General features: G+C 56.9%; 16 protein-coding genes. 4 read left to right on the plus strand and 12 right to left on the minus strand.

The annotated features are described in order from the left end of the window. The first annotated feature begins 62 nt into the window (after window positions 1-62). Window positions 63-674: a L,D-transpeptidase gene (locus tag AC07ED_RS13935; protein ID WP_105234000.1), complete on the plus strand. Its 612-nt coding sequence runs from the start codon at window positions 63-65 to the stop codon at window positions 672-674. Here AC07ED_RS13935 and AC07ED_RS13940 read toward each other — a convergent pair. From AC07ED_RS13940 to AC07ED_RS13955, 4 genes are all read right to left on the minus strand, one after another. Beyond that, window positions 671-1,717 (minus strand): succinylglutamate desuccinylase/aspartoacylase family protein, encoded by a 1,047-nt coding sequence (locus tag AC07ED_RS13940; RefSeq protein ID WP_105236251.1) that lies wholly within the window; start codon window positions 1,715-1,717, stop codon window positions 671-673. The two genes, AC07ED_RS13935 and AC07ED_RS13940, sit on opposite strands and share 4 nt — an antisense overlap. Next, on the minus strand, window positions 1,717-2,622 hold the full coding sequence (gene rimK / locus AC07ED_RS13945) for a 30S ribosomal protein S6--L-glutamate ligase (RefSeq protein ID WP_067551991.1): 906 nt from the start codon (window positions 2,620-2,622) through the stop codon (window positions 1,717-1,719). The genes AC07ED_RS13940 and rimK overlap by 1 nt, the downstream gene beginning before the upstream one ends. After that, complete coding sequence (locus tag AC07ED_RS13950) at window positions 2,619-3,068, minus strand: ATP-dependent zinc protease family protein (protein WP_105236250.1); 450 nt, start codon at window positions 3,066-3,068, stop codon at window positions 2,619-2,621. The genes rimK and AC07ED_RS13950 overlap by 4 nt, the downstream gene beginning before the upstream one ends. 109 nt (window positions 3,069-3,177) lie before the next feature. Continuing rightward, the gene (locus AC07ED_RS13955) at window positions 3,178-3,831 is read right to left on the minus strand and encodes a peroxiredoxin (RefSeq protein WP_105233999.1); all 654 of its coding nucleotides are present in this window, start codon (window positions 3,829-3,831) and stop codon (window positions 3,178-3,180) included. 132 nt (window positions 3,832-3,963) lie between these two features. On the opposite strand from AC07ED_RS13955, the gene AC07ED_RS13960 reads away from it, so the two are divergent. Then, window positions 3,964-5,400 (plus strand): aldehyde dehydrogenase family protein, encoded by a 1,437-nt coding sequence (locus AC07ED_RS13960; protein ID WP_105233998.1) that lies wholly within the window; start codon window positions 3,964-3,966, stop codon window positions 5,398-5,400. Between the two features lie 53 nt (window positions 5,401-5,453). Here the strand turns inward: AC07ED_RS13960 and AC07ED_RS13965 are convergent, their stop codons facing one another. The 3 genes from AC07ED_RS13965 to hspQ form a co-directional block, all read right to left on the minus strand. Then, window positions 5,454-6,101, minus strand: coding sequence for an RluA family pseudouridine synthase (locus tag AC07ED_RS13965; protein WP_105233997.1), 648 nt, complete (start codon window positions 6,099-6,101; stop codon window positions 5,454-5,456). After that, window positions 6,098-6,559: a GAF domain-containing protein gene (locus AC07ED_RS13970; RefSeq protein ID WP_105233996.1), complete on the minus strand. Its 462-nt coding sequence runs from the start codon at window positions 6,557-6,559 to the stop codon at window positions 6,098-6,100. The genes AC07ED_RS13965 and AC07ED_RS13970 overlap by 4 nt, the downstream gene beginning before the upstream one ends. 272 nt (window positions 6,560-6,831) lie before the next feature. Further along, window positions 6,832-7,158 carry a heat shock protein HspQ gene (gene hspQ, locus AC07ED_RS13975; protein ID WP_105233995.1) on the minus strand — a complete coding sequence of 109 codons (327 nt, stop codon included), beginning with the start codon at window positions 7,156-7,158 and terminating at the stop codon, window positions 6,832-6,834. A 189-nt stretch (window positions 7,159-7,347) separates the two neighbouring features. Here hspQ and AC07ED_RS13980 point away from each other — a divergent pair, with 189 nt between their 5' ends. Continuing rightward, entirely contained in the window at window positions 7,348-7,938 is a 591-nt protein-coding gene (locus AC07ED_RS13980) for a transglycosylase SLT domain-containing protein (protein ID WP_105233994.1), read from the plus strand. Between the two features lie 27 nt (window positions 7,939-7,965). On the opposite strand, the gene AC07ED_RS13985 is transcribed toward AC07ED_RS13980, so the two are convergent. From AC07ED_RS13985 to AC07ED_RS14000, 4 genes are all read right to left on the minus strand, one after another. Beyond that, complete coding sequence (locus tag AC07ED_RS13985) at window positions 7,966-8,574, minus strand: LolA family protein (RefSeq protein WP_105233993.1); 609 nt, start codon at window positions 8,572-8,574, stop codon at window positions 7,966-7,968. Between the two features lie 147 nt (window positions 8,575-8,721). Further along, the gene (locus tag AC07ED_RS13990) at window positions 8,722-11,730 is read right to left on the minus strand and encodes a DNA translocase FtsK (protein ID WP_105233992.1); all 3,009 of its coding nucleotides are present in this window, start codon (window positions 11,728-11,730) and stop codon (window positions 8,722-8,724) included. 12 nt (window positions 11,731-11,742) lie between these two features. Next, window positions 11,743-12,921, minus strand: a complete 1,179-nt coding sequence (locus tag AC07ED_RS13995; RefSeq protein WP_105233991.1) for an aminotransferase class I/II-fold pyridoxal phosphate-dependent enzyme — start codon at window positions 12,919-12,921, stop codon at window positions 11,743-11,745. Between the two features lie 120 nt (window positions 12,922-13,041). Continuing rightward, a complete protein-coding gene (locus tag AC07ED_RS14000) occupies window positions 13,042-14,367 on the minus strand; it encodes an amidase (protein ID WP_105233990.1) in 1,326 nt (441 codons plus the stop codon). A gap of 41 nt (window positions 14,368-14,408) precedes the next feature. Here AC07ED_RS14000 and AC07ED_RS14005 point away from each other — a divergent pair, with 41 nt between their 5' ends. Further along, a complete protein-coding gene (locus tag AC07ED_RS14005; RefSeq protein ID WP_245918100.1) occupies window positions 14,409-15,668 on the plus strand; it encodes a UbiH/UbiF/VisC/COQ6 family ubiquinone biosynthesis hydroxylase in 1,260 nt (419 codons plus the stop codon). 103 nt (window positions 15,669-15,771) lie between these two features. Here the strand turns inward: AC07ED_RS14005 and AC07ED_RS14010 are convergent. Continuing rightward, on the minus strand, window positions 15,772-19,007 hold a 3,236-nt coding region (locus AC07ED_RS14010; RefSeq protein WP_478242314.1), incomplete at its 5' end, for a DUF7507 domain-containing protein.

A 19,007-nucleotide genomic window follows, 5' to 3' on the forward strand; every position in this document is an offset into this window, starting at 1 on the left:
TGTGACCTATGCGAAAACACGCTTAAACTGTATTGTAGGGTATCCGTTCCATGAGGTTTGCCATGATCAATCGCCGCACTTTCCTGACAACATCCGCTGCCAGCCTCTTTGCAACCAGCGCATTTGCCCAGACAGCTCCGCAATCGACATGGCTCAGCGAATTAACCGCAACATTGCCGGGCAAGACCGAAGGGAACTATTCGATCCCCGAAAAATACTGGGCAACCGTGGTATCGGTGAACCCGAATCTGCCCGTCGGGGAAATTCACATCCTCCCGCAGAGCAAACACCTCTATTTCACCGTCGCTGAGGGCTATGCCATCCGCTACGGCTGCGCCATCGGTCAGGAAGGTCTGGCCTATTTCGGCACTGGCGTGATCGGTCGCAAGGTCGAATGGCCGAGCTGGACACCAACGCCAGAGATGATCCAGCGGAACCCCGATGCTTATGCGCAATACGCTGACGGTATGCCCGGTGGCCCGCAAAACCCGCTCGGCGCGCGCGCGATGTATGTCTACGAAAACGGCCGCGACACGGCGATCCGCGTACATGGCACGACGAGCCCCCGCAGCATCGGCAGCGCGTCCTCAAACGGCTGCTTCCGCATGTATAATAGCCACGTGATTGACCTCTATAATCGCGTTCCAATCGGAACGGTCATCCACGCCTATTAAATGATTTCGTCTTCATCAAAGAGAGGTTGAGCTTCAACCAACTGCTCTGCGAGGGTTTCCACCGTCTCGGTCGCTGCCTTCGGTCGTGGTAAGACCGCGATGTGGAACAGCGCGTCGCCTTCGTTGATCACAGGCAGGTTCGACCGACCAATGATGATCCCCGCCTGATCCGCGACGATCTCTGTCTCATTCTCGCCGAACGGGTCAGACACGATACCCAGAACGTCGCCCTCGCGCACTGCATCGCCCGTCTGACGGAACATCCGCAGCAATCCGCCCGCAGGGGACCGCAGCCAGAACGATGTCGTGGCGCGAACGGGGCGGACCTTGGGTTTGGTCACGCCACGAGACGAGATCATGCCGAGCTCTCGCATCACCCGCAGAATGCCCATCACGCCCGTGCGTGCAGCATATTCATCGAACCGAAGCCCCTCGCCAGCCTCATAAAGAAGCATATCGCAGTTCACTTCAGCAGCCGTTTTGCGAAGGCTACCATCACGCTGTTTTGACGGAATGATAACAGGGGCACCAAAAACATCTGCCATTTTGATCAGACGTTCATTCCCAGGGTTAATTCGCACCTGCGGCAAGTTCGTCCGCTGGATCGCGGCAGAGTGAAGGTCGATGCCAAAATCCGACCGCTCAACGATCTCTGTCAAAAACAGATACGCCAACCGTGCAGCGAGCGAGCCCGATGGCGACCCCGGAAAACAACGGTTCAAATCACGGCGGTCGGGCAGATAACGCGACTGGTTCAAAAAACCGAAGGTGTTCACAATCGGAACCGCAATCAACGTCCCTGCCAAACGATCCAAATTCGGCGTCCGAAGAAGACGACGAACGATCTCAACCCCGATGACCTCATCGCCGTGGATTGCCGCCGAAACGAACATCACGGGACCTGGTTTTTTACCATGAATGACATGCGCCGACATGGTGACAGGGGTGTGATCTGACAAAGTGCTAACGGGCAAATCAACGGTGCCACGCTGGCCGGGCGCGATACGACGCCCCGCCATTTCAAAGGGCTTTCGAGGCGTCATCATCCTTTGCCCTTTGTCTTTGTCTTTCCGATTTTTGCGTTTTTCTCAATGAATTCAATGATCTTAGTTGCGATATCGATACCCGTCGCAGCCTCAACACCCTCAAGACCCGGCGACGAGTTCACCTCCATCACCACAGGACCGTGGTTCGCCCGCAGCATATCGACGCCACAGACATTCAAGCCCATCGCCTTTGCCGCACGGATCGCGGTCGAGCGTTCTTCGGGGGACAAACGGACAACCTCAGCCGATCCGCCACGATGCAGGTTAGAACGGAATTCGCCCTCAGCGCCCGTGCGTTTCATCGCGGCAACAACACGGCCACCGATCACAAAGGCGCGGATGTCCGTGCCACCAGCCTCTTTGATGAACTCCTGCACCATGATGTTCACGTCAGCACCGCGGAACGCTTCGATCACGGACTTTGCCGAACGGTCGGTATCGGCGAGCACCACACCGATCCCCTGCGTCCCTTCGAGCAGCTTCACCACCACAGGCGCACCACCAGCGAGCTTGATCACCTCGTCGGTAATTTTCGGGTCATGCGCGAATGTCGTGACAGGCAGACCGATGCCATCACGTGCCATCAACTGCATTGACCGAAGCTTATCGCGGCTGCGCCCAATCGCGACGGATTCGTTCAAAGGATAGACGCCCATCATCTCGAACTGACGCAACACGGCGAGGCCATAGAACGTCACACTGGCCCCGATACGCGGGATAACAGCGTCATAATGCGGCAGCTTTTCACCGTTGTAATAGACCTCGGGCCGACGGCTCGCGATGTTCATGTAGCACCGCAAAGTCTTAATGATATCAAAATCATGACCCCGCGCTTCAGCCGCTTCTTTCATACGCTGATGGGAATACAAATCGGCGTTTTGCGCCAGCATCGCGATCTTCATTTGTGGTCCTTTCGGGTGCCATCCGCCAGATGCGACCGGCCGGGATGAACAAGAATATTTCGACGGCGAATCGCAGTTCGCCCGAGGATGAGGGGCAGGTTCATATTGGCACGGTTCGCCAATGACACCTCCACTTTCCAAGTATGTGGCCCCAGCACCAATTGGGTTTCGATCACCAAGCGCTCTTGGGGAATACCAGAGGTATTCTTGATCTCGCGACGATCAACCAGACGGGCTTGGCAGGTGACTGCGCTCTCAAGCCCAGCATGCGGCACGTGGAACCGCACCCAGTCCTGCCCGTCTTTTTCAAACACTTTGATCCGCGTGGCATGGATCGCAGAGGTCCGCGCGCCTGTATCAATCTTGGCAATGGCTTCTTGGATGCCCAGCTCAGGCAGGGCAACGGATTCACGCCATCCAATAATGATAGGGGGTTTGGTAGCCATACGCAGACTCATAGGTTCGTGACGCTCCGCTATCGTAACCTGATGAGCCTGTCTACGAAAAGAAAAAGCCCCGCAACACAGGCGGGGCTTTGACCTGATCCAAAAAGGATTAGGCGTTGTGTTTTGCAGTGCGCAGATACGGCAGCTTCACGTCGATTTCGCCGAATTTTTCGCGTGCTTGATCGTCGTTTAGCGACAGAGCAACGATAACATCCTGACCAACGGTCCAGTTCGCGGGCGTCGCAATCGGGTTACCAAAAGTTGCCTGCAGACCATCCAGCGCGCGCAGAACTTCGGCAAAGTTACGACCAACGGACATCGGGTAAGTCATTGTCAGCTGGAGCTTTTTGTCTGGGGACACGATGAATACCGAACGCACAGTCGCGGTATCAGCAGGTGTGCGGCCATCGGGCAGGTAGGCCTCAGCAGGCAACATGTCGAATGCTTTTGCAACAGCGAGGTCGGTGTCAGCGATGATCGGGAAACCGGCTTTTGCGCCTGCAAATGCTTCGATATCGCCTTTCCATTTCTTGTGCTCTTCAACACCATCAACAGAGATACCAATCACTTTGGTGCCGCGTTTTGCCCATTCGTCAGCGAGCTGAGCAACAGCGCCGAATTCGGTGGTGCAAACAGGCGTAAAATCTTTGGGGTGCGAGAAAAGAATGGCCCACTGATCGCCAATCCAATCGTGCAGCGCAAAGGTGCCCTGATCGGTTTCGACAGTCAGATTCGGGATAATATCATTAATACGAAGACCCATAATTACCTCCTATGGATGTCATTGGTCCGAGATATATGGAGTCTGTAACGTTATCGCTACCCACTCTTGCGCTTTTGTCGCACGTTGATAGGGTCCGCACAGATATGATCAAATTATCGGAGAGAGGGTGAGATGATCGAGAAACGCGAATTCTATATTAATGGTGAATGGGTTGCTCCGGCGACGCCAAACGATTGTGCGGTAATCAATCCCTCGACAGAGGAGCCGTGCGCCGTGATCTCGCTTGGTGGTCAGGCAGATACGGACAAAGCTGTTGCCGCGGCAAAGGCTGCGTTCCCCGCATGGGCTGCAACTGCGCCCGCAGAGCGCAAGGCGCTCGTCGCTAAGATCCTAGACCAGTATTACCTCCGCAAAGAGGAAATGGCCCAAGCGATCAGCATGGAAATGGGCGCGCCCATCGACATGTCCCGCGACGATCAGGCAGAATGCATTCCGTGGCACCTCGGTAACTTCCTCAAGGCCTTTGACGAAGTCGAATGGATACGTCCGCTGCGTGACAGCGTCACCGACACCCAAATCGCGCTAGAACCGATTGGCGTCGTCGGTCTGATCACACCTTGGAACTGGCCAATGAATCAGGTCACGCTCAAGGTCATCCCCGCGCTGCTCGCTGGCTGCACCATCGTCCTGAAACCGTCAGAAGAGTCGCCACTGTCGTCGATGCTCTTTGCGGAATTCATCCACGATGCAGGCATCCCCGCTGGCGTGTTCAACCTCGTGAATGGCGACGGCATGGGTGTTGGCACCCAATTGTCCGCACACGAAGACGTGGAAATGATCAGCTTCACGGGTTCGACCCGCGCTGGCCGTGCGATTTCTAAGACAGCCGCCGAAACGATGAAGCGCGTGACGCTCGAACTCGGTGGCAAAGGCGCGAACCTGATCTTTGCAGACGCCGACGAAAAGGCCGTCGTGCGTGGCGTTCGTCACTGCTTTAACAACTCTGGTCAGTCCTGTAATGCCCCGACCCGCATGTTGGTCGAACGCAGCATTTACGATCAGGCCGTTGAAATCGCGAAAGAAACCGCCGAAAAGACCAAAGTCGCCCCAGCCGATCAGAGCGGTCATCACATCGGCCCCGTGGTGAACAAACGACAGTGGGACCAGATCCAAGGCTACATCCAAAAGGGCATCGACGAAGGTGCGCGTTTGGTTGCAGGCGGACTTGGCCTACCTGAAGGGATGAACAAGGGCTTCTACGTGCGTCCGACCGTTTTCGCCGATGTGAAGCCGGGTATGACCATCGAAAAAGAGGAAATCTTTGGCCCCGTGCTGTCGATCATCCCTTTCGACACCGAAGAAGAAGCCATCGCGATCGCCAACAACACCCCCTACGGTCTGACGAACTACGTTCAGTCCACCAGCACCGAACGCCGTCGCCGCCTGTCTCGCGTCCTGCGCTCTGGCATGGTGGAAATGAACGGTCGCAGCCGCGCAGCGGGCGCTCCGTTCGGCGGCGTTAAAGCCTCTGGCCGCGCACGTGAAGGCGGCGTCTGGGGGATCGAAGAATTCCTCGAATCCAAAACCATCGCTGGATGGGACGAATAAGTTCCAACCATATCAAACGATTAAAGGAGGGGTTCGCCCCTCCTTTTTGATGTCTAGAACGGTGCTTTAGCCGTGACCCGTATCCCCTGCCCACCATCAGGGTGTAAGAACTGCAGCGTCTCTGAATGCAGCATCAAACGCGGAAAATCGCGTGCTGCACCCGTCGAATAGAACGGGTCGCCCAAAATCGGATGCCCGATCTCTTTCATATGCACACGCAACTGATGGGACCGCCCCGTTTTTGGGTAGAGCCTGACCCGCGACTCCCCTTTGCCAACGCGCATCACCCGATAATCCGTGACCGCAGACCGCCCATTTTTATGATCGACCATTTGCAACGGACGGTTCGGCCAATCCACGATCAACGGCAAATCAATCGTGCCCGTCTTTGCGGCGACTTCGCCCCAAACTCTTGCCACATATGTCTTTTTCGTGCGCCGATCCTCGAACTGTTTTCCCAAATGCCGCTGCGCATGTGGCGTCAGGCCAAAGATCATCACGCCCGACGTGTCCCGATCTAATCGATGCACCAAAAGCGCGGAGGGAAAAGCCGCCTGCACCCGAGCGATCAGACAATCGGCAAGATGTTCACCCTTCCCCGGCACGGACAGTAGCCCAGAGGGTTTGTCGACGACCAAAATCTCATGGTCTTGATGCAGAACCACAAGCGGGTCTTGGGGTGGATTATAGTCGTCGCTCATGTCAGGGAACGCCCGAACACAGCCGCTAGAATGGCGCTCAACTCCACAGCATCTTCTTCGGTAAAGGCGTCTGGCTGATTGCTATCAATATCGAACACACCGATCAGATCACCCGCACCGTTAAATACAGGCAGAACGATTTCAGACCGCGTTGAGGACGAACAGGCGATGTGACCCTCGAACGCTTCGACATCAGGCACCAGCTGGATCTCTTGGGTCCGCGCAGCTGCGCCACACACGCCACGCGCAAACGGGATCACCAGACAGCCATGCCCACCCTGATACGGCCCGATCTTCAGAACCTCGGGCTCAACCACACGGTAAAAGCCGGTCCAATCGAACCGATCATCGGCGTGATGCACTTCACACGCAACGGTTGCCATCAGCGCAACCTCGTCGGTTTCGCCCGCCGTCAGCGCATCGATGGTTTTTGCCAAATCGGAATAGGTCACTCGCATGGTTTGAATGCCTTTCTCTCAAGTCTATCCAAACCTTGGGATAGTCCGACTAAGCCGCAAAAACCAGTGCAGAGCGACCTTTAAGGTCGAAACAGTCTACAAGCATAGTGCAACTGCTCTGCGGTATATCCGATCGCGCCACCAGACTGCCCTTATTCGAACATGCGATTGCCCGCATAAGGAGAGATAATACAATCGTAGCTGCAATATGCTTCCCTCGGCGCTATGCACTAATGCCCCCACCCAGTTGTGTGGCGTCGAGGTTCAGCTACTCAGTTAAATTGGACGTACATTTCGTATTGGCCGTCCTGAAATCCCCCGAAAAATTCTTCTAGGTCAGGATGACGAACGGGTTCGCCTGAGTAGTCAGCAACGAGGTTCTGCTCGGACACATAGGCGACGTAGTAGCTTTCGTCGTTCTCAGCCAAAAGGTGATAGAACGGCTGGTCCTTACGGGGGCGGCTGTCTTCCGGGATTGCCTCATACCAGTCGTTGGTATTCGAAAACTCTGGGTCCACGTCAAAGACGACACCACGGAAGGGATGCTTCCGATGTCGAACAACTTGACCCAATTGATAGCGCGCGCGCGTTTTAAGCATAGCAGTACCCCCGTTAACTACTATCCGCGCCGCACCCCGAATGTCTACGTTAGTGATACGAAACGTTGGAAACAGTCTGTAAACCAAATCAATCCGCGCTCAGTAAACTTTATGACGCAAACAGGGATTCACGTTTCATTGACCGCCGAAATCGGCTAAACTTCTTTAAAAATAGAGAGCGAGAGGCAGATGAGCAGAATCTTTCGCGCATTGTTGGTTGTGCTGGTGCTTGGCAGTTGTGGCGAGCGCGAAGGGACCGCTCCGCGGAACCTCGATAACGCCTGCGCAATTCTGACAGAGCGCCCGCAATACGTGAGTGCTTTCCGCGCTGCAAAGCGCAATTGGGGCGTCGAACCCCATGTTCTGATGGCGATGATTTATCAGGAAAGCAAATTCATCTCGAACAACCGCACGCCGCATCAATATGCTTTGGGCGTCATCCCGATGGGACGTCAGTCTTCCGCGTTCGGCTATAGCCAAGCCTTGGATGGTACATGGCGCGAATACCAGCGGGCCGAAGGCGGAGTGGGCGCGCGTCGTGATGATATCCGAGACTCGGCCGATTTTATGGGTTGGTATATGACCCAAACGACCGAAGACACGGGTATCCCACTCAACGACACCCGCAACCAATACCTCGCCTATCACGAGGGTCGGACGGGTTATCTGCGTGGCACTTACCGAGCGAAATCATGGCTCGTGCGGATCGCGGGCGAAGTGGCAGACCGATCGACGATGTATCAACAGCAGCTATCACGCTGCCGCGCGGCTCGGTTCTAATGGAAAAGGCGGCCTAGGCCGCCTTTCTTATTTCTGCCAATCGCGCTCTTCCGCGATGATATTGAACAACCGCTCTGGCACCCGTCCGCCAATCCGAAGCGTATTCAGCACCATCGTCGTCTGCCCACCTGCGTTATCCGTAACAATCCACTGGTTGAGCATCGGCGGGTCGGTGAACACCAGTTTGATGTTCCCGTATTCAGGGTGATCTGGGTCTTGCAGCGTGATCTGAGTGGTCGCCCCGTCTGAACGATGATCAACCACCATCCTTTCATCGGTCAGATCAACGTCCCGACGCAGAATAATGCTCAGTGGCGTTTCGCTCAGCGGATAGCGATCAGGGCCAGTGTTCGACCGCGGGTCAAAAATCGCGAGCGACCCGCCGCCCGCAATCACCATCGCCTCTTCGGGCGGATCATATTCAAAGCGGATACGACCTGGGCGCTTGATATAGAGCGTTCCCGTCGACATCGTTCCGTCAGACGCGATCTGGGTAAACGTGCCCTCGGCCGTCTGGAGACCATTCCAGAAATCCGAAATCTGCCCGAGCGACAAAGGCTCAGCCCGTAGTGCGTGCCCACCCAGTGCAGCCAGCAAAAGCGGGGCGGCCAATAATGTACGGCGAAGTTTATTCATCAACTAACCTATATCAAACGAGGCGTTCTTGCCCCAAAACATGGGGACAATCGACCTGTTTTCCAACGGATAAGCGATAACAAGCCAGTGTTATTCGGTAAAAAGATAAAAGGCGCGGAGGGTCCTCATCCTCCGCGCCTCTCGCTCTTAGTGCTGTTCAGGCACCAATATTTCGCGCTTTCCGACGTGGTTCGCAGACGAAACCACACCTTCGTCCTCCATTTGCTCAACCAGACGCGCAGCTTTGTTGTAGCCGATGCCCAGTTTCCGCTGGATGTAGGAGGTGGAACATTTACGGTCCTTGATCACGATAGCAACGGCTTGGTCGTATAGGGCGTCTTCCCCATTCGTGTTGCCACCTAGGCCAAGGACTGCATCGATGTTAGCCTCTTTGTCCTCATCTGGACCTTCGACTACACCACCGACGTAGGTCGGCGGGCCGTAGGACTTCAGATAGGTCACGATTTCTTCGACTTCTTCGTCGCTGACAAACGGGCCGTGAATACGCGTGATGCGACCACCGCCAGCCATATAGAGCATATCGCCCATACCCAGCAGCTGTTCGGCACCCTGTTCACCCAGAATGGTGCGACTGTCGATTTTCGAGGTCACTTGGAACGAAATACGCGTCGGGAAGTTCGCCTTAATCGTGCCGGTGATCACGTCCACGGACGGACGCTGCGTTGCCATGATCAGGTGAATACCCGAAGCACGCGCCATCTGTGCCAGACGCTGAATACAGGCTTCGATTTCCTTGCCCGCAACCATCATAAGGTCTGCCATCTCGTCGACGATAACGACGATATAGGGCATTGCTTCTGGTGCAAATTCTTCGGTTTCAAAGATCGGATCGCCCGTCTCTTCGTCAAATCCAGTTTGAACGGTACGCTCGAACATCTCGTTGCGCGCCAACGCATCACGAACGCGACCGTTGTAGCCCTCGATGTTACGAACGCCCATCTTGGACATCTTGCGATAGCGCTCTTCCATCTCACCGACGACCCACTTCAGGGCAACGACCGCCTTTTTCGGGTCCGTCACAACAGGCGACAGAAGGTGCGGAATGCCATCATAGACCGACAGTTCGAGCATCTTCGGGTCGATCATGATCAGACGGCATTCATCTGGCGTCAGCTTGTAAAGCAGCGACAGGATCATAGTGTTGATCGCAACCGATTTACCCGAACCCGTCGTACCCGCGATCAGCAAGTGAGGCATCTTCGCGAGGTTCGCCACGATCGGCTCGCCCCCAATGTCCTTGCCCAGCGCCAGCGGCAGACGATGATTGCCATCGCCATAATCACGGCTCGACAGGATTTCGCGGAAGCTCACCATCTCGCGCTTATCGTTGGGAAGTTCGATACCGATGACCGAACGACCGGGAACCGTCGATACACGTGCGGACAGGGCAGACATCGAACGCGCGATGTCGTCGGACAGACCGATTACACGGCTCGCCTTCAGACCCGGCGCAGGTTCAAGCTCGTACATAGTGACAACTGGACCGGGGCGAACCGATACGATTTCACCTTTGATACCGTAGTCATCCAGAACCGCCTCAAGCATCCGTGCGTTTTCTTCGAGCGCTTCATTTGACAGAACGTGACGTTCAACATCCGCGGGGTCCATCAGTAGGTTCAGCGGTGGCGTCTCATAGTCCATCCCTTTGTCTTCGAAAGATAGCGAAGGCTGGGCTTCGGCGCGCGCCTGTTTCGATGGAACAACAGACCGCTTCAACGAGTTCTGAACCAGACGACGCGGTTCTGCGGTCGGAATCGGCGCAGCACGCATTTGCGGCATCGGCGCAGGTTCATAGTCTGGCTCGTAATCATCACGATCAATGTCAGCAAAGATGTTGGAATCGTCGCCATCGACCAGAATTTCGGTCTCATCGTCCCACTGCGGCATCTCCATGCCCATCTCTGGCATCGGCTGACGCATCACTGGCGGCTCAATAGAATGAGGCGCCGCAATCGTCGGCTGCGCGACGAGCGGACGAGGACCACGCCCCGCAACCAAGGTCGGTTCAATCCGCACGCCGTCTGCCGTGCGAACGATCGGCGGCTGCTTTTGCTCAACAACAGGCTGGACGTTACGGTTACGGATCACATCAGAAATACGGGCGCGAATACGATCATCGTCAGGCGCCTGTGCACCCGCCATCATCGGCGGCTCGGACTCGATCAGTTCTGGCTCCAAATCCACTTCAGGCGAACGACCAAACATTTTCGGCATCAGGCCGCGCAGCCCAGAGGCCTCTGCCTGCGCAGGGCGCGCCGCAGCCGCCACCGAGGCCGCAGCGACGATTTTCGGCATCTTCGGCATCGTATCCGCGGTGACAGGGTTACTACGCACAACATTCGCAACGCGCTGACGCTCTTCTGGATCGGGCACGGCGTAGAACGCGTCAATCTCGTCTTGGGAATATTTGCGATCACTGCGGGCTTGATCGCGACGGCTCTGCACATTGGCATAACCAACCTGTGCCGCACGAACGGACATATCTGCACCGCGCCCAACAAGGCGCAAAATCAGATCGTAGAGGACAACGAGGCCATAGAGGAAGAAACGCCAACCCGTGCGAATTTCTGGCATCGTAAAGCCCAGAACAAACGCACCCAGCGCCAGCATCGCGATACCCGAAATCAGGGCCGCGACCTTCACCCACAGCAGGGAACCCGCCACGAGCGGCGTCAGGATCATGCCCAGAACCGTATCACCAAGCATCCCGCCGTAACCAAACGAATGCGTCCAGCTTGGATCGGCAGAGTATGTCGCAAAATAGATCGCCGCGACGACAATCGGGATCGGGAAAAACACCAAACGACCAAAGGCACGCTCTGCGCCGTAGTGCAGCGTCAACCGCAGCCCCCAAACCATAGGGATCAGCGCCAGCCACCACGACGCCTTGCCAACGACCAGCATCAACGGCGCGGCAATCGACGCACCCATACGGCCCATCCAGTTTTGGACAGGCGCATCGGTGGCGAGCATCCAGCTTGGATCTTCGGGCGAATAGGACCCAACCATCAGCCCCACGATGACCCCCAGTGCAATCAGGCCGAGGCCCAAAAGCTCTTTGCCACGTTTTTCCAGAATAGCCTGCGTGGTGCTATCCAAGAGCGGGTCGCGCTGACGTGTCGAATAAGAGGCCATACCAAAATCCCTTTAATCGTAGAGGCATTCGCGGATCAAAGTCAGACCGCGTCGCATCTCTTCCATCGGAGCCACCATGGCGACCCTAATGAACCCCTTACCGGGGTTTTTGTCGTTAACATCACGGCTCAGATACCCGCCGGGCAGCACACGCACGCCGGTTTCTCGCCATAGCTTCAGTGCAGCCGCCTCGCCATCTTCGACAGGCAACCACAGGAAAAATCCGCCTTCGGGCGAATGATAGCCGGGCAGGTTCCCTAGAACCTCTTCGGCCATCTTGTATTTCGCGTTGTAGAGCGCGCGGTTCTCAATCACGTGCTCTTCGTCGCTCCAAACACGTGTAGATACACGTTGTATAGGCAGCGGAAGGGGCGCACCCGAATAAGCCCGCAACTGACGGATCAGCCGTATAGACTCTATCCCTCCCGCAACGAAACCAGACCGCAAGCCTGGCAAGTTCGACCGTTTGGACAGCGAATGGAAAATCGTGATCCGCTCTGGGTCCGCACCCATTTCCGCAGCCACTTCGAGAGCACCGACAGGCGCTTCATCGCGGTAAATCTCGGAATAGCACTCGTCTGCGAAAATGCGGAAATCGTGTTTCTCGGCCAGCGCAATCAGCTCGTCCCAGTAGTCCCGCGACGCCACTGCACCCTGCGGGTTCGATGGGGAACAGATGTAAGCAATCGCCGTGCGATCCAGCACATCCGCTGGCATCGACGCATAGTCAGGCAGGAACCCATTATCGGCAGTCGCAGGAACGAAAACAGTCTCCGCACCCACCGAAATCGAAGCGATCATATAGACTTGATAGAACGGGTTCGGCGTCAGGATGACAGGCCGTTTGCCGTTCTTCGTTTCAGGGCAGAGCGCCATTGCAGCGTTATACAGTCCCTCACGCGTGCCGTTCAGCGCCATGATCCGATCAGGCCCAACGACGACGCCATAGCGACGGTCAATCCATGCAGAAATTGCGGCCAGCAGATCAGGCTCGCCATCATTGGGCGGGTATTTCGCGAAACCAGCGATGTTGTCGGCCAAGACATCCCCAACCCACGACGGGAACGCGTGTTGTGGCTCTCCAATGGTCAAAGCCAGAGGCTCTCCGCCCGGTTCATGGACGTCGAGTAGAGCCCGCAAACGCGGGAATGCGTAGTCCGCAAGGTTCGAGAACCGCTCCGGATAGATCATTTCTGCCTCAAAGTTGCGAGATCATTTTCGTCCCGCTTTGTACCTTGATAACCCCCGACCGCCTGCGCTGTCCAGAAAAACGGAACGAAACCAGAGCGCCCCGCGTCAGAAATGTGGCATTTAGGCCAAGGCGCGCTCTGCCGCTGCACCGATCCGCAGTAGCCGCGCTTCGCTAAACGGGGCCGCGTTGAACATGATCCCACAGGACGGAACGCCCGTCGGAAGCGTCACGGAACAGCAGTTCATCAGGTTGCCCACGCGGGTATTGCGCAAGGCCATGAGGTTTTCAGAAACGAAGTAATCTCCATCCGTCTCAAGCCGCGCCGCATTGGGCGGAAGGATCGGCGCTGTCGGCAGGATCACCGCATCAAAGCGCGCCATCATCGCATGATATTCGTCACGAATTTCCATCAATTCCGCCCAAGCCGAAACGTAATCAACAGCCGTAAACCCTGCCCCAGCACGAATTCGGGTCAGAATTTGATGATACATTTTCGACGGGTCCGCCTCGATGATGTCTTGCCAATAGGCATAGGCATCCACGGTATAAAGCACCCCCGCCAATTCGAACGCCCGTCGCAGCGGCTCAAATCGAACATGCCGAACCTTTGCGCCAGCCGCCTGTAACCGCTCGACTGCGCTGACGAACGCAGCCCGAGGTGCATCGCGCAAATCCTCCATCCCAATGGTGTCCAAGATCGCGAATTCGACACCCTCGAGCGAAGCGCCGTGAATGTCCGCCACGCGCCCACCCAATGCACCCAGCATCAGGGCCGCATCCTCGACCGACCGACAGAGCGGCCCGACGGTATCAAAAGTCTTACACAGCGGCACCACGCCCGTAAGCGACAGCAAACTATGCGTTGTCTTTAGACCGACCAGATCGTTCCAAACGCTCGGCACGCGCACCGATCCGCCCGTATCCGACCCAACCGCGGCGGCTGCCAAACCAAAGGCGACCGAGGCTGCAGCCCCCGACGACGATCCCCCTGGAACAACATCAGGATCATTCACACAAGGCGGCGTTGCCGTGATCGGGTTTAACCCCAAACCGCTAAAGGCGATCTCGGTCATATGGGTTTTACCCAAGCACACCAAACCCATAGCCGTAGCATTCCGCAGAACCTCTGCATCCCGCGAAGGGACCCGATCCTTCAGATAAAGCGTCCCCGCCTCTGTCGCTGTCCCCGCCGTGTCGAACAAATCCTTCCAGCTGATCGGCACCCCGTCCAACGCCGACCGCCGCAAACCCGCTTTGGCCCGCTTTGATGCTGCCTCTGCTTCTGCCAACGCACGCTCAGGAGTGACCCGCGCATAAATGCGGTCGCGATGTTCGTGTTCATCGATGGCGGTCAGGAACACCTTTGTCAGGTCAACGGGGTCAATCTCCCCCGAACCGATCCCACGGCCCAAGTCTGCCGCTGTCATCCACCGCCAATCCTGCATGGCAATCTCCCTCGTGCAATTGACTCAACGCTAGCGGGACGATGTCGCATGGACAATCCCGCGATTTGGCCCATATTCACGCCATGACCTACGACCACGATCTCCTCATCGTCGGCGGCGCCCTAAATGGCCCCGCGCTTGCTCTTGCTGCCGCTCACTTCGGCCTCTCGGTCGGGGTTATCGATACCGTGCCGCTCGACACCTACAAGGACCCATCCTTTGACGGTCGCGCCTATGCGCTGGCCCTCGCGTCTCAACGCCTGCTCAAAGGGATCGGCATCTGGTCCAAAGTCGCGGCCCATGCCGAACCGATGCTTGAAATCAAAGTCACCGACGGTATCGCAGGCCAAGGCCCTGCCCCATGGATGCTCCATTTCGACCACGCCGAAATCGAAGAAGGCCCGATGGGCTTCATGGTCGAAGACCGCCACCTCCGCCCCGCTTTTATGGAGGCGATGGAGGAAAGCGACCGTATTACCCTTTACGCACCCGAAACCGTGACCGCCCAATCGCTGACGGAAAACGGGATCAGCGTCACGCTCGCGTCCGGCAAAACACTCACCGCGGCCCTGCTGGTTGGCTGTGACGGACGCAAATCAGGCACTGCAGAGCGTGCTGGCATCAAACGCACAGGCTGGACCTACGGACAGACGGGCATCGTTTGCGCCGTTGCGCATGAAGAACCCCATGGCGGTGTCGCCCATCAGTTCTTTATGCCGCACGGCCCGCTGGCCATCCTGCCGCTCAAAGGCAACCGTTCGTCAATCGTGTGGAGCGAAACTGACGCCCGCGCCGCCGAATGTTCCGCGATGGATGACGCGACCTTCCTCGAGGTCCTCAAACCCGCCTTCGGCAGCTTTCTCGGCGAGATTAGCCTCGAAGGAAAGCGGTTCACCTATCCGCTGAACCTCACCCTCGCGAACAGCTTTATCGCGGATCGTATCGCTCTGGTTGGTGATGCGGCCCACGGGATGCACCCCATTGCGGGTCAAGGCCTGAACGCTGGTCTACGGGATATCGCGGCGCTCGCCGACGTGCTCCGCGATGCGCGTCACACAGGTCAGGACATCGGTAGCCCAATCGTTCTGAACAAATACCAACAATGGCGCCGCTTTGACACGGCAACGCTCGCGGTCGCGACGGACACGTTCAACAAACTCTTCTCGAACGACAACCCGCTGCTGCGGGCGGTGCGTGATGTGGGCATGGGCGTGGTAAACTCCATCCCCGCCTTACGCCGCAATTTCGTCCGTGAGGCCGCTGGCCTCACTGGTGATCTGCCCAGCTTGATGCGCAGCTAAGGCTTTCAAAATCCCAAAAACAAATCGGCCGCGCCTCTCACGATGCGCGGCCGATTTTGGTTTTGGGATGGTGAACGTGTCAGAAACACGCTCACCTATTTTCTTAGAACTCTTTAGAGAAGTTCAGACCGAGGTCGAGGTTACCGCTTTGGGTCACACCGCCCGAGGTCTCGAGCTGGCCACCGAACAGCGGCTGACCCATGTTCACGGTCAGAGCGTAGCGTTCGCTGTCCTCGGTGCCTTCAACGTCGAGGGCGATGCCGAAGGTTTCGCCTGTCTGCTCGTTCTCGCTTGAGAACTCGATCGTCGCGCCGAAGCCACAGCTGGTCTCAGTCGAACCGATACCACGATCACAGAACACACGCGGGGTGAAGCTCAGAACTTCTGGCTGATCCACCAGCAGATCGACCAAGCTCACTTCCGCGAACACGCGACCACCAGAGACAGTGCCCGTCGAGAGCGAACCCGCTTCTTCGAAGCCTGCGCGGCTTGCTGTCAGATCGGCTTCACCACCCGGCGACCAAGCGAGGTCAACACCGACGCGCGGCGCGATGACATAGTCGCTCACGTCGAACTCACCCGAGAGCGCGCCACCAGCGAACAATGCGTAGTAGGTGTAGAACCCATCCACATTGATCGTGCCCAGCGGACGATCGAAGTCGAGGTTGAACGTGTGACGGCCAGCCGCTGCACCCAAGTAGTAATCTGCGAACAGATTTTCCTGCAGGCGGAGCGCACCGTAGATGCCACCGTTCAGACCGAAGCCATTGATCTCGCCGGTTGCCAGACCGGTGATGTCATCCTTCGCGGAGTAAATGCCCACGAACCAGCCCGAGACGCGATCGTTGTTCACGAAACGCTCGACCCGATAGTTCAGCGAGAGCATACCCTGTGCGATGCCATCATCTGTTTCCAGATAGCTCAGCGAACCCGAGAAGATACGCCAGCCATCAATCGCACAGTCGCGGGTTTCGCTGTTGAAGTCACCACTTCCAGAGACACCGTTTTCGTTCGCCTGCAGATCAATGTTACGATCCACTTCGGTCGTATCACGGCACGGCATTTCGATGGCTTGCGCTTCGAGCGGCACAAACTCCACACGACGGTTCAGCTGACGTCCCTCTTCGGTCGCATTGTCTGCAATCGGACGGCTCTCACCGTAGCCCGCAGAGGCCAAGCGATCGACCGGCACGCCGCGCTGACGCAGGGCCGCCACAACAGAGGCCGCACGAGACCGGCTGAGCTGCAAGTTGTAATCGTCGCTTGCGCGGTCATCAGTATGACCTGCAACTTCGAATGCAGCCTCAGGACAGGTTTCCAACAGACCCGCGATGGCATCCAGCGTTCCCGCGCTCTGCGGCAGGATCACAGCCGAAGCCGTTGCGAACTGAACCGGTGCCTGCTCGAGGATATCAGCGATATCTGCCGCACAGGTATTCGCATCACGCTGTTTCAAGCGGTTCAGCGCACCAGCCGCAAAGCTCGACATCTGACGGCTATGCTGGGTCATCGTCGCAGCAAGGTCATCCTTGAGGATTTCGGTCAGATCTTCCTCGATCTCAGGGATAATCGATGCGTCCAACGGAATGTGGTTCTGAGCCACACCGTTGGAGGTCGCGTTAATGTTTGAAGCATCAAACACCATGCGGAACGATGTGTAATACGTCGTATCCATCGTGTCGCTTGTTGTCGCATCACTGCTGATGTTCACAACCGAACCACCCAGACCCGGATTATACGGGCCGACATTCGGCTCGATAATCTGGGAAACGTAGCTGTAGCCCGCCTTCACAACCTGGATCGAATAAATGCCGTCCTGAGCAACACTCGGATCAAGGAAGAAGGTGTACTGACCGTCAGCCGCGGTGCTTACGCCGTTCGCATCACCCAAGTTTGTATCAAGCCAGCTGTCAGGAACAACGGTCGAGGCTGCACCTGCAGACGCTTGATAGTAGAGGGTCACAACAGCGCCACTGATCGGTGCATAGGACAGCGAGTCATAGACTACACCGCTCGGGTCGACCAAGAACGCGTCCTGATCAATCTCGACAGCACCTGCCTCCACTGCAATCCCCGTGATGCGGTTCGCAGTTTCCGTGTACTCAGCGCTTGTAGCTGTCGGTTCAGAGTTTGCTTCGGGGTTGTGGAATTCCACGCCGTAGCTCCCCGCTGGCAGACCAACAAAGGTATAGTCACCGTTCTCATCAGTGATCGTCGTCACTGGCGATTGCGTCTCTGGGTCAATCACATAGTCAAAGACACCCGGCGACGTTTCTTCCAGCAAGTAGACCTCGATATTCGGCACACCCGCTTGGTACTCGATCACCGAACCACTGATTTCACCAGGGAAGCCAGTCGGGGTTGGATCACCGTTTGCGTTGGTGTTCCCGTCAACCTTACTCTGAGCCACAACAGGATCGCCCTGCGGATCTTCAGCAGAGACCGTAGCCACGTTGGCAACACCACCTGCATCCAGATCAGACTGGAGAAGAGCGTACTCATAAGTCCACGTCCAAGTTTCACCGACCGAGATTTTCTGATCCGAACCAGCGTCACTCTCCGCGTCAAACACAGGCGTCAGAGAGATCCCCGTTCCACCCGTCGGGGTCAGCGTATCTGCGATCGTCACTGTATCAAGAGTGACGTTACCAACGTTCTTGGCCGTAATCGTGTAGACCAGAACATCGCCCGCACGCACACCGTCATCAAGAGATGCGTCATCAACAGTCTTCGTAACTTCAAGCACAGGATTTTTAGTTAAACGCAACTCAGTCTTGTCGTCATCGGTGTTGCCGTCGGCGTCGTCAGCATCGTCCGTCACGTCGGTGACCTCGTTGCCTGCGCCAGACGGAGGCGTACCGATCACGGTGGCCGTGTTCAACAAACCACCAGCGTCGATGTCGGCTTGGTCCACAAGATAGGTCGCTGTGAACGACACGCTCTCACCAGGCGCCAGTGTCGTCGAACCGTTGGTTTCGATCGTGAAGGACGACAGGCTGTTCGCAGGAGCGGTATCGTCCGCTTGCGTCAACGTATCGCTGTACACGCCCACATTCGTCAGAGTGACGTTACCCGTGTTCGTCGCCGTCACGGTGTAGGTCACTGTATCGCCAACGCCAAAGCCATCGCTGCCCACATCGTTGGTCAACGCCGCAGTTTTGGTGCCGTTGATCGAGGCGTTCTCGGTAACCCGCAACTCAGTCTTGTCGTCCGCGGTGTTGCCGTCTTCGTCGTCAGCATCGTCCGTCACATCCGTCACGTTGTTGCCTGTGCCGGACGGAGGCGTACCGATCACGGTGGCCGTGTTCAACAAACCACCAGCGTCGATGTCGGCTTGGT

The organism is Aestuarium zhoushanense, assembly GCF_056431045.1.